A 12,334-nucleotide genomic window follows, 5' to 3' on the forward strand; every position below is an offset into this window, starting at 1 on the left:
ATTGAAATATAGCAATTTTTATCAAAAATAGTACACCCTATATGTTGCTACATACGACTCGGTGCCTATAAATTAATGGCATTGATTTTAAAATATTGAGATCCACCAATTACATTGATGCTCACACCGTATTCATAAAAAACCATCACTCCCGATGAATTAAGTATTCACCAGTATATATTAATTAATGTTTTTAGATAATTCATATTTCATAATTTACTTATATTTATTATTCTGCAAATATATTTCTATTGTAAAAGAATTAACGTCATGTACACTGGCATCGGAAAGGTTTGATTTCGAGTTAAAACCTTTTAAAAAATGCCCATTAACAGAGAATCTATTTATGAAAATCTATCGCCAAATCGGTCTCACAATAGGCTTTGCCGTAATCTCGAGCCTTCCCGCTATTGCTGCACCTCTCCCTGGTGGGGCCAGCACTTTGCAGGAAACCTATGAGGATTGGACAGTTTCCTGCCAGTCTGCAAAAGACAACACAGTTTGCGCCGTCCGCCAGGATCAAAGCAGTACGCAGACCGGTCAGCGCGTCCTGACGGTCGAGTTGCGCAATGTGAACGGCGGCAAAGTCGAAGGTGTCATTCTGATGCCATTTGGCCTTGATCTCGCAAAAGGTTCCACTCTCAAGATCGACGAAGTTGATGGCCCGCATTTGACTTTTTCAACGTGCTTGCCGCAGGGCTGTCTGGCGCCAGTTAGTTTTGATGCCAAGCAGGTCGCCTCGCTCAAGGCTGGCACAAATTTGAACGTCAGCGCGACTGCACTCAGCCCAAGCCAGGCTGTCGCTTTCAAAATTTCATTGAAAGGCTATGGTGCAGCGCTCGACCGTATTATTGCACTTACGAAATAATAGGGGGCATTTGATTTTAGCGGATACATAACGATATCCGCAGCATCAAAGATCACGCCGTACGGCTTCCACCGTACGGCTTTTTTTGCACCCTTGATGCGCACTAGAGCACCGTGCGTCCTTTTGGGCGCGCGGTGCTCTAACACTTTATATTTACAGCATAATTTTACCTTAAACTGATTCAAGTTTAAGGAATAATATAATAGCCTAAGGTTCAGTCCTTAAACCGCACCTATGCGCTTGAGCGATCGACGCCAGCGCATGGTCATCAGCACCGAAACAATAGCAAGCCCTGCTGCCAGACCAAGCCAGACACCCGCACCGCCAAGCTTGAACTGGAATGCCAGCAGCGCGCCCAACGGTAGGCCCACACCCCAATATCCGACCAGCGCCAGATACATCGGAACACGCGTGTCACGCAGACCACGCAACATGCCCGCTGCAACCGCCTGCGCGCCATCGACAATCTGAAACAGTGCAGCAAGCGCCAGGAACGTGACCGCGAGTTCGATAACGGCGAAGTTTTCCGGGTCCTTAAGGTTGAGAAATACGCCGATAAACAGGCGCGGGATGAGAATCATCAGCAGGCCCATGATCGCCATAAAGCCGACGCCAAGCGCATAGGCGCTCCAACCTGCATAGGCCACGGCCTGCGGATCACCACGACCATAAGCACGACCAACACGCACGGTTGCTACCTGACCAAATCCAAGTGGCACCATGAAGCTGAGCGATGCCACCTGAATGGCAACCGCATGGGCTGCCATGGCTGTCGGCCCGATATAGCCCATCATGACGACGGCTGCATAAAAGATCGAGGTTTCAAATACGAAGGTCAGCGCCATTGGGAAACCGATGCGCCATAGCTCAATCAGGCGTGGCCAGTCCGGACGCCAGAAGCGACCGAACAGGCGATAGCGACGAAAACGGTGATGGCGCACGGTGATAATGGCCATGCCAAGGAACATCATGATGCTCGACAGCGTGGTGGCGATACCCGCACCATGCAGTTCCATACGCGGGAAGCCAAAATGACCGAAAATAAGCGTCCAGCCAGCGAGCGCGTTAAAACCGATCGCTCCAGCGGCAACCAGGAGCGTCCACATCGGCTTTTCCATCGCCGCAAAGAACGAGCGCAGCACGATGTAGAAGAGATATGGCAGCAGCGCCCATTGCAGCGTGTGCATGAAATCCGTTGAGCGTGCCGCAATATCCGGCTGCTGACCTAGGAAGAGGAAAATCTCCTCGCAATGCCAGAGCACAATCCAGATTGGGACAGAGATGATGATCGCTGACCACATGCCCTGACGCACGGTACGGCGAACATCGCGCACCGAATGCCGATTCTTGCCGAGCGCGATGGCAATCATCGGCATGACAGCCGAGACAAGGCCCATCGAGAAGATCATCAGTGTATGATAAAAACTGGTCGCAAGCAGCGCCGAGGCAAGCGTATCCTTGCCCAGTCGCCCGATGAAAATCACATCAGTTGCCGTCAATGCCGCTTGCGAAAGATTGGTTAGAATCAGCGGCCAGCCCAGTTTAAGGGCTGTCGACATTTCCCGGGTCCAGCGCTGCAGGCTGTTCAATTGTGGCTCGCGAAAGCCCGCATCAACTGTATTGGTCACAAGTTACTCCCCGAACTGTCCCGGGCCGTCAATCCGCCAGACAATCCATAGCCAGAACACGCGCCATGACGTCAGAGACCATGTCAATCTGAGGAATTTAGCATCGTGATACGAATATCGATCGCCCCATGCCGGCTAAGAGCGTCCATCGCTAAAAGCGACTTCGCCCCAACTTTTCGGATAATTCAACTTCTATTGGGAACGTTGTGTATGTTCCAGAAATTGATCCGGAGCCAAGCGGGCTGCACATCGATTTGCACAAAATTAGAGCACAATGGATATCAGACTTGCACAAAGAAGCAACACATCTTGAGAAGTAAATTCTCAACTGCTGACATGCGTGGAAATCGGTTTCCCACATGTCGCAAAACGGCATTTTTCCATCCGTATTTCAGTTGACCGCGACGCCGCGTGATTTACCAATAGTGGCGATGCGAATTTGCGAGGAAAGCCATGCGTAGTACCAAAGTCATCCACATCATTGGTTGTCATGCAGAAGGTGAAGTCGGTGATGTTATTGTCGGTGGCGTGGCTCCTCCTCCTGGCGATACTGTGTGGGAGCAGTCGCGCTTCATTGCCAGCGACGAGACATTGCGCAACTTTGTGTTGAACGAGCCGCGCGGCGGCGTGTTTCGCCATATCAATCTGCTGGTCCCACCCAAAGATCCGCGCGCGCAGATGGGGTTCATCATCATGGAGCCCGCGGATACCCCGCCAATGTCTGGTTCCAACTCGATCTGCGTCTCCACTGTTCTGCTCGATAGCGGCATCATCCCGATGCAAGAACCGATAACCCGCGTGGTGCTGGAAGCGCCCGGCGGGATCATTGAAGTGGAAGCGGAATGTCGCAACGGCAAGGCCGAGCGCATCAGTGTCCGCAACGTGCCGTCCTTTGCAGATCGTCTGGATGCTGCGCTTGAAGTCGAAGGGCTTGGCACCCTCACCGTCGATACGGCCTATGGCGGCGACAGTTTTGTCATTGTCGATGCGACGCATATCGGCATGAAGATTGAGCCGGGTCAGGCGCGTGAACTGGCCGAGATCGGCGTGAAGATCACCAAAGCCGCCAATGAACAACTTGGTTTCCGCCATCCTGAGAAAGACTGGAACCACATTTCATTCTGCCAGATCACTGAACCAGTGACACGCGATGGCGACGTACTCACCGGCGTCAACACCGTGGCGATCCGCCCGGCCAAGCTCGACCGTTCGCCAACTGGCACTGGCTGTTCAGCGCGCATGGCCGTATTGTACGCCAAGGGCCAGATGAAAGTCGGTGAAAGATTTATCGGCAAATCTGTACTTGGAACGGAATTTCATTGTCGACTTGATAAGGCTGTAGACCTTGCTGGCAAACCCGCCATCAGCCCGATCATTTCCGGTCGCGCATGGGTAACGGGGACTTCGCAACTTATGCTTGATCCGAGTGATCCTTTTCCTGGCGGTTATCGACTTTCCGATACCTGGCCCCGAGACGACTGATATTTACGCGCTGACAAGACGAAAACCTCAATCACCTTGCACCACTTGTCCGACAAACAAAAAACCCCGCTAAAGCGGGGTTTTCTTTTTTCATTGTATTCAGGCTTACGCGAAATCGAGAGCGCGGTCACCGTCTTCGTCTTTGATGCGGGACGGCAGGCCGATCTGGTTCAGGATGTGGAGGAAAGGCTTTGGATTAAGCTCTTCCACATTAACCATCTTCTTCACATCCCATTCGCCCGAAGCGATCAGGATTGCTGCTGCGACCGGCGGAACGCCAGCGGTGTAGGAAATGCCTTGGCTACCCACTTCGTTATAGGCTTCCTTATGGTCGGCAACGTTATAGATGAAGACTTCCTTCTCTTTGCCATCCTTGGTGCCCTTGACGAAATCGCCAATGCAGGTCTTGCCGGTGTAATCCGGTGCAAGCGACGATGGATCAGGCAGAACGGCCTTGACCACCTTGAGTGGCACGACTTCCAGACCTTCAGCGGTCTTGACCGGCTGTTCGGACAGAAGGCCGAGATTGTTCAACACCGTGAAGACGTTGATATAGTGATCGCCAAAGCCCATCCAGAAACGCACATCGGCGTTCGGGTAGTTCTTGGACAGCGAGTGCACTTCATCATGGCCAGTCATATAGGCCTTGCTTGGGCCGACGACAGGCAGATCGAATGTCTGGCCAACTTCGAACATCTTGTTCGACTGCCACTGACCGCCTTGCCATGAATAGACTGTGCCGGTGAATTCGCGGAAGTTGATTTCAGGGTCGAAGTTGGTCGAGAACCAGCGGCCATGCGAACCGGCATTGATGTCAACGATGTCGATGGATTTGACTTCATCGAGATAATCGTCAGCAGCCAGACGTGCATAGGCATTGACCACGCCTGGATCAAAGCCGATGCCGAGAATTGCGGTGATGCCTTTCTCTTCGCATTCCTGCAAATTCTTCCATTCGTAGTTGCCATACCACGGTGGGGTCTCGCAGATCTTCTTCGGATCTTCATGGATCGCGGTATCCATGTAAGCCACGCCCGTATCGATACAGGCGCGAAGGACCGACATATTGAGGAAGGCCGAGCCAACATTGATGACGATCTGAACGCCTGTCTTCTGGATCAGAGCCTTGGTGGCCTCAATATCCAGCGCGTCCAAAGCATGCGCTTCCAGTTTCACCTCAGTCTTGAGGCTCTTCTTTTCATGCACGCTATCGATAATCTTGCGGCATTTCTCAACCGTGCGGGACGCAATATGGATACCGCCCAATATGTCAGAGTTTTGAGCACATTTATGTGCAACAACCTGTGCCACGCCCCCGGCGCCGATAATGAGAACGTTCTTCTTCATTTTCTGTCGATGCTTCCTCTTCCAGCGGTTACCCGCCATCTGTTAACCGTCCCGATTGCCTTCTCACCCGGAACACATGAGTTTTTTGCAGCCTGAGGACCACAAAAGGATCTTTAAGAAAGCGACCCTTCAAAATCCGCATAATCAAATTCGCGGACAAGTTTGACCGTGCCATCAAGTTCGCGCACGGCAATGGCTGGCATTTTCACGCCATTAAACCAGTTCTTTTTGACCATGGTATAACCGGCCGCATCTTCAAATGAGAGGCGGTCGCCAATGGCAATCGGCTTATCGAAAGTGAACTCGCCGAAAATATCGCCAGCAAGGCAGGACTTGCCGCAAATCATGTAGCTGTGCTCGCCATTGTTTGGCGCCATTTTCGCTTTTTCGCGATAGATGAGCAGATCGAGCATATGCGCTTCTATCGAGCTATCTACGATTGCGAGGTTCTTGCCGTTATAAAGCGTATCGAGAACCGTCACTTCCAGCGTCGTGGTCTTGGTGATCGAGGCTTCGCCCGGCTCCAGATAAACCTGTACGCCGAACTTTTCCGAGAACGCCTTCAGGCGTGCGCAGAATTCATCGACCGGATAATCGTCGCCGGTGAAGTGGATACCGCCGCCAAGGCTAACCCATTCAACGCGATCGAGAAGCGAGCCAAACTTTTCTTCGATGTCGGTCAGCATCTTGTCGAAAAGACCGAAATCGGAGTTTTCGCAATTGTTATGAATCATGAAGCCGGTGACGCGGTCCATGACCTTTTCGACCTTTGTCACATCCCATTCGCCAAGGCGGCTGAACGGACGCGCCGGATCGGCGAGGTCAAAGCTTGAAGACGAAATGCCCGGATTAAGACGCAGACCGCGCTTGATATGCGCCGCCTTGTCGGCAAAGCGTTCGAGCTGGCCAATCGAATTGAAGATGATCTTGTCAGCATGGCTGATGACTTCGTCGATCTCATGATCGGCATAGGCCACGCTATAGGCATGGGTTTCGCCGCCAAATCGCTCATGGCCAAGACGCACTTCATTGAGCGAGGACGACGTCGTACCATCCATATATTCGCTCATCAGATCAAACACCGACCATGTAGCAAAGCACTTGAGCGCCAGCAGGGCTTTCGCGCCGGACTTCTCGCGCACATAGGCAACTTTTTCCATGTTGCGCTTCAACTTGGTCTTGTCGATCAGATAATAAGGCGTCTGGATCATGGTCGTTCCGGGTCGTCAGTTAGGGGAGATGGCCTGTCCAGCTGGCTGGCGGGCACGTTATTTGCTCTGGCGCGCATCTTATCCGAAAACCGTTTCACACTTTTCGGGATGCACTATAAAAGCCGCTTTGGAGAGGCTTATAGGAACCTTGTGACAGAAACACAAATCCGCCACAGACGTTTTGAGAAAAATTTCTCCAACGCAGCGGCGGATTTTGAATTCTGTGCTTCATATAGGGCTTTTCATCTTAAATTGAACCCCTTTTGATTTTTATTGGCGTTGTTTTACTTCGCGCCCCATTCCGAAGTTTGAAAAAGCATTTTATAAGGTCGCCAACGCGTGCGGACAGCGGGCATTAACCCGCCTCTGAAATGCGGGATAGGACCAGGGAAAGAAATGCAGACCGAAAATCCAGCCGCCACTGTAACAGCAGGGGCTACCGCAGGCTGGGGAGAATTGTTCGCGGGCAAGAATGCGATCCGTTCGCTAACGCTCGTCGGTGGCGTAGCGCTTCACGCCATCAATGTTTTCATTGCCACAACCATATTGCCAACCGTGGTCGCCGATATTGGCGGCATGGATTATTATGCCTGGAACACTGCGCTGTTCGTTACAGCGTCTATTCTTGGCTCAGCGCTTGTCCCGAAACTTCTGTCTCAGGCAGGCCCACGCAATGCCTACCTGGTTGCAGCGGTGATTTTTGCGGCAGGAACCTTGGCCTGCGGCCTTGCGCCTTCTATGCCAGCCATGCTTGCAGGCCGTGTCGTGCAGGGCCTTGGCGGCGGCATGATGCTGGCGCTCTCCTATGCCATGATCCGAATCGTCTTTGACGAACCGCTCTGGCCACGCGCCATTGCGCTGGTTTCCGGCATGTGGGGTGTGGCAACACTGGTTGGCCCGGCAATTGGTGGCATCTTTGCAGAACTCGGTGTCTGGCGTGCCGCCTTCTGGTCGCTTGTGCCGGTGATTGGCATTTTTGCCCTTATGGCAACACTCATCCTGCCAAAACGCGCAGGCGATGGTGAAAACAAAGATCGGCTTGCATGGCCCCAGCTGATCTTGTTGACGACGGCTGTTCTGATCATTTCAGCCGCAAGCATTTCACCAAGTGCCGTCTGGAATATTGCAGGCGTAGTCGTCGCAATTGCCGTGCTTATGCTGCTTGTTATGGTCGAGCATAAGTCGACAAAGCGGATTCTGCCTAAAGGCACATTCAGCCTGAGCCGCCTTGGCGCGCTTTACCTCACAATGGGTTTTCTCGGGGGATCAGTCACGAGTTCGGAAGTCTTCGTGCCGCTGTTTTTCCAGGTTCTGCACAATCAGTCGCCACTGGTTGCCGGTTATCTTGCAGCACTCATGGGCGGCAGCTGGACACTTGGCTCTATCGGCTCATCCGGCGTAACGGGCAAAAGCGTTAACCGGGTTATCCTTGCAGCGCCCATCATGGGAATTGCAGGCATGGTAACACTTGCAATTCTGGTTCCGCCGGGCAGCGAGGGACATTGGACCAGCCTGCTGCCAATCTGCCTTGCCATGGCAATCATAGGCTTTGGCGTCGGCATGACATGGCCGCACCTGCTCACCCGCGTTTTCAAACGTGCGGAAGCAGCGGACCAGAATCTGGCTTCGGCATCCCTGACTACGGTACAGCTTTTCACCACAGCTATGGGTGCAGCGCTTGCAGGGATGATTGCCAATCTGGCGGGGCTCAGTAACCCCGGTGGCTTTGCAGGTATATCGAATGCCGCCCTCTGGCTGTTTATCGGTTTTGCAGCCATGTCGAGCATTGCGCTCTTTGCAGCGATAGCACTGGTTCGCAGTTCAAAATAGAGCGGGTCGCTATTAATTGAGCCCTTTATGCTCGCTCTATCTTCTCCTTTTCACGCATGTCGTTATCGGAAAACAGGTTCCCACTTTTCCGAGACATGCGCTGAAACCGAAAATGCCGCTTCCGGAGCATACCATGCTTCGGAAGTATTCACGATTGGAACACCATTCCTTGAGACTGCGTTTGGATTCGATTTAATTGCGCGACGCATTCAACCTGATTAACTCTTGATGTCGGGACATAGAAGCATTATTCCGATTTCCGTAATCGTCGGCCGGGCATGGTGCAGCATACCGGCAAATCACGACCTCCGCGGAAGCCACCATGAAGGCAGCCAGACGCGATCCCCTTGATTGCGATGAAAGACGTTTGCTTCATTTGAAGCGAATACCGTGAAAAGCGAAACAGAGACAGTTCCGACAATGAGCAGCAATTTTTATCAGGAAACCGTTCTTGACGTTCACCACTGGACCGACAGGCTGTTTTCCTTCCGCACCACGCGCGATCAAGGTCTCCGCTTCCAGAGCGGCCAGTTCATCATGATCGGCCTTGAAGTGAACGGCAAACCACTGCTGCGCGCCTATTCGATTGCTTCCAGCGTCTACGATGAACAGCTCGAGTTTTTCTCCATTAAAGTTCAGGACGGTCCGCTCACTTCGCGGCTTCAGCACCTTAAAGAAGGCGACAAGCTGATCGTTGGCAAAAAGCCGGTTGGCACGCTGCTTTATGACAATCTCATTCCGGGCGACAATCTGTGGCTGCTTTCAACAGGCACCGGCCTAGCGCCTTTCCTGTCGATCATCCGCGATCTGGAAGCCTATGAGCGCTACAAGAAGATCATCCTTGTGCACGGCGTGCGCGAAGTGAACGAACTGGCCTATGCCGATCTGATCACCAAAGAACTGCCAGAAGACGAATTCCTCGGCGAAATGGTGCGTGAAAAGCTGATCTATTACCCGACCGTGACGCGCGAAGAATTCCGCAACAAGGGTCGCCTCACTGATCTCATCACCTCCGGCAAGATTTTTGAAGATCTCGGCCTTCCGAAATTCTCCGAGCAAGACGACCGCATGATGCTTTGTGGCAGCCCGGAAATGCTGGCGGATATGCGCATCATTCTTGAAGGCCTCGGCCTTGAAGAAGGAAGCCAGAGCGAAGCCGGTCATTTCGTGATCGAAAAGGCTTTCGTCGAAAAGTAAGCGCTGATCTATATGACGAACAAAGGGAGGCTCATGCCTCCCTTTGTTGCTTTTGCACCTTGCCTGTTTTGGGATCGCTTTGAAATGCTGTTGAGACTGTTCGCTCTGATCACCGTTATTCTTTGCTTCGCACCCATGGCGAGTGCCGAGACATTCACCGGCAGCGGCATCAAGAAGCTGGTGGTGATCGACCCAGTCGATAACAAACCGGTGGACGCAGTTGTATTTTACCCCAGCACCGATGAAGCAATAGTCACGAAGATGGGTCCTTACAACGTCGCGGCTTCGCCGAAATCGCCAATGGCAGAAGGACAGTTTCCGCTCATCCTGCTGTCGCATGGCACCATGGGCAGCATGTGGGGACATCACGATCTCGGTGCATCACTTGCGCGCAATGGCTATATCGTTATCAGCCTAACCCATGCTGGCGACAACTTTGCTGACCCAAGCCGATTGGGTGCCGTAAGCTCGACCTATGGCCGCCCGATGCAGATTTCAGCAGCATTGACGGCAGCTTTAGACGAAGCTGCACTCGCCCCCCATATCGACAAGGACCGCATCGGTTTCGCCGGCTTTTCTGCAGGTGGCACAACCGGCCTCATCCTAGCAGGTGCCTGCCGGACCTGTCACGATTTGAAGCTTACTGCGCAAAACGACCAGATGATCATAGCGTCTGCGAGGCAGAGGGTAAGATCAGAACTGACCGCCCTGACCTCGCCCCACAAGCCGACCCGCGCATCAGCGCTTATGTCCTGATGGCACCACTGAGCGTTATCTTCGGGGCCGAGACTCTCAAGTCAGTCACAGCACCGACACTCATCTATGTGGGTGATCAGGATGGAGAATTATCGCCGCAAGAAAATGCCATGGCGCTTGCGCCTCAACTGCCAAAGGCACAGTTGCAAGTCATTGAAAAGGCCGGGCACTTCACCTTCCTCGCGCCATGCTCGGAAGAACTTTCAAAGCTCGTTGCCGGGTTCTGCATTGATAATCCCGGCATCGTGAGAACTGCACTTCACCAGCGCATGAATGCTGAAATCGCAGTATTCTTTGGCGAAAAGCTGGATAAGCGGGATTAAGCCCCCGCCTTGGCTTTCGCCGTGATGGGCGCTATGATCACACCCATGATAAACTGTTCGAGTACCCCCTGCACCGCGCTCCCGTGATTTGAGCACTCAATCACCAGGAGCATGAACGCAAGCAAACCTCTGGTTTCTTGCGGGGTTTTCGTTTGCATATTTGCAGGCGGATAAATGCCGAGCCTTTCGTTTCACGCGCATCCTATTCCGAAAACCGGTTCCCATTTTTCGGGATGCGCTTGAGACCGGCACTCATGCAGTGAGTATTCTCATGAAAAATTACTTTGAAAGCCCATTCAAGGGCATCACTCTCGACAAACAGGTCACAAATCCAAACATCATTATCGGGCGCTATAGCTATTATTCCGGCTATTACCATGGCCATAGCTTCGACGACTGCGCCCGCTTTCTCCTGCCCGATGAAGGTGCCGACAAGTTGATCATTGGCAGCTTCTGCTCGATCGGATCAGGTGCAGCCTTCATCATGGCGGGCAATCAGGGCCATCGACACGACTGGATCAGCACCTTCCCGTTCTTCTTCATGTCAGAAGTGGACATATTCGCAGGCAGCGCGAATGGTTATGCTCCATCGGGCGATACGGTCATCGGCAATGATGTCTGGATTGGCTCTGAAGCGATCATCATGCCGGGTGTAAAAATCGGCCATGGCGCAATTATTGGCACGCGCGCACTGGTGACGCGTGACGTTGAACCCTATGCGATTGTTGGCGGCAACCCTGCCCGCACCATCCGCTCGCGTTTCGATGAGAACAGCGTCAATATGCTCTTGGAAATGCAATGGTGGGACTGGACTGACGATCAGCTAAAAGGCGCGATGCAGACGCTGACAAATGGCGATGTGGAAGCGCTTTATCGCTATTGGCAGAGTAACGTTTGCGACCAGTGATCTAAAGCACGGGAGGCCTGCCTGCGAGTTGCGGGCAGGACCTTCATTCGGATTGAGTGGTGGCGCCCTCTCTGCCAGCTGGTCGCATCAGCTTCTTTTAAGAAACATGATTGCTTTATTCATATTTTCATGCAAATTATAAATGACTGACTATCAGTCAGTGAAATTGGCGACCTGAGAGACCGGCTAATGTGTGCGTGCAGGTCTTTCAGGTTGTCAGCCCCAATAACCACGAGACATGAGTGCTTGCGGCCGGGTTCAGCTGCCTCCAGACGTGCAACGCAAATTTCTGGATGCTGTTTAAACCGACGCTCGAAGTCCGCAGCAAAAGCGAGATCCTATGTTTCACGATACCGAACAGTGGCCCTATATCGTCACGCTCGCCAAAGGCCCATCAACCATTGAAGAGCTGCGCGCATTCTTCGATAGCTGGAACGCATGGCTGGATGAAGGAAAGCCCTTCATTGCGATCCGGCGGTTTCTCGACACGGATGCACTTCAGCATCCAGACGGTGCAGCGCGTGAAATCAAGCAATGGTTTCAACAGAACGCCGAACGCATCCGCCATCAGGTCATGGGCATGATTAGCATTGTGCCTGAATCCGTGTATGAGGAAGCAAGCCGCATGGATGCGGAAAAGTTGTTCCGCGTGCCAGCTGGTACATTCTCAAATATCGATGCCGCCCTGCACTGGCTTGATGAGCGGGTTGTTCGACCCAACCAACTTGCTTTTGACAAAGCTGCAATCCGCGCAAAACTGGAAGCAGCCTGAAAACCGGAGTAAA

General features: G+C 52.7%; 11 protein-coding genes. 8 read left to right on the forward strand and 3 right to left on the reverse strand.

Annotated elements, in window-relative coordinates; translation table 11 throughout:
* Positions 1-346 precede the first annotated feature (346 nt).
* On the forward strand, positions 347-868 hold the full coding sequence (locus ABWV94_RS04230) for an invasion associated locus B family protein (protein WP_007873551.1): 522 nt from the start codon (positions 347-349) through the stop codon (positions 866-868).
* 221 nt (positions 869-1,089) lie between these two features.
* Here the strand turns inward: ABWV94_RS04230 and ABWV94_RS04235 are convergent, their stop codons facing one another.
* On the reverse strand, positions 1,090-2,496 hold the full coding sequence (locus tag ABWV94_RS04235; protein WP_113495977.1) for an MATE family efflux transporter: 1,407 nt from the start codon (positions 2,494-2,496) through the stop codon (positions 1,090-1,092).
* A gap of 453 nt (positions 2,497-2,949) precedes the next feature.
* On the opposite strand from ABWV94_RS04235, the gene ABWV94_RS04240 reads away from it, so the two are divergent.
* The gene (locus tag ABWV94_RS04240; protein WP_113495978.1) at positions 2,950-3,978 is read left to right on the forward strand and encodes a trans-3-hydroxy-L-proline dehydratase; all 1,029 of its coding nucleotides are present in this window, start codon (positions 2,950-2,952) and stop codon (positions 3,976-3,978) included.
* A 105-nt stretch (positions 3,979-4,083) separates the two neighbouring features.
* Here ABWV94_RS04240 and ABWV94_RS04245 read toward each other — a convergent pair whose 3' ends face one another.
* Positions 4,084-5,325 (reverse strand): saccharopine dehydrogenase family protein, encoded by a 1,242-nt coding sequence (locus tag ABWV94_RS04245; protein ID WP_113495979.1) that lies wholly within the window; start codon positions 5,323-5,325, stop codon positions 4,084-4,086.
* 113 nt (positions 5,326-5,438) lie between these two features.
* Complete coding sequence (gene nspC / locus ABWV94_RS04250) at positions 5,439-6,536, reverse strand: carboxynorspermidine decarboxylase (RefSeq protein ID WP_079211508.1); 1,098 nt, start codon at positions 6,534-6,536, stop codon at positions 5,439-5,441.
* Between the two features lie 396 nt (positions 6,537-6,932).
* Between nspC and ABWV94_RS04255 the strand changes: the two genes are divergently transcribed.
* From ABWV94_RS04255 to ABWV94_RS04280, 6 genes are all read left to right on the forward strand, one after another.
* Complete coding sequence (locus ABWV94_RS04255; protein ID WP_113158913.1) at positions 6,933-8,366, forward strand: MFS transporter; 1,434 nt, start codon at positions 6,933-6,935, stop codon at positions 8,364-8,366.
* 420 nt (positions 8,367-8,786) lie between these two features.
* On the forward strand, positions 8,787-9,563 hold the full coding sequence (locus ABWV94_RS04260; protein WP_113495980.1) for a ferredoxin--NADP reductase: 777 nt from the start codon (positions 8,787-8,789) through the stop codon (positions 9,561-9,563).
* A 33-nt stretch (positions 9,564-9,596) separates the two neighbouring features.
* Positions 9,597-10,319 carry an alpha/beta hydrolase family protein gene (locus ABWV94_RS04265; protein WP_353412692.1) on the forward strand — a complete coding sequence of 241 codons (723 nt, stop codon included), beginning with the start codon at positions 9,597-9,599 and terminating at the stop codon, positions 10,317-10,319.
* Positions 10,319-10,642: an alpha/beta hydrolase gene (locus tag ABWV94_RS04270; protein WP_353412694.1), complete on the forward strand. Its 324-nt coding sequence runs from the start codon at positions 10,319-10,321 to the stop codon at positions 10,640-10,642. Before ABWV94_RS04265 ends, ABWV94_RS04270 begins: the two co-directional genes overlap by 1 nt.
* A 271-nt stretch (positions 10,643-10,913) precedes the next feature.
* Entirely contained in the window at positions 10,914-11,549 is a 636-nt protein-coding gene (catB, locus tag ABWV94_RS04275) for a type B chloramphenicol O-acetyltransferase (RefSeq protein ID WP_113495981.1), read from the forward strand.
* Positions 11,550-11,889: 340 nt separating this feature from the next.
* The gene (locus ABWV94_RS04280; protein ID WP_112808113.1) at positions 11,890-12,321 is read left to right on the forward strand and encodes a hypothetical protein; all 432 of its coding nucleotides are present in this window, start codon (positions 11,890-11,892) and stop codon (positions 12,319-12,321) included.
* Positions 12,322-12,334: the final 13 nt, after the last annotated feature.

Source organism: Brucella sp. NBRC 12953 (assembly GCF_040369775.1).
Classification (GTDB): domain Bacteria; phylum Pseudomonadota; class Alphaproteobacteria; order Rhizobiales; family Rhizobiaceae; genus Brucella; species Brucella pseudogrignonensis.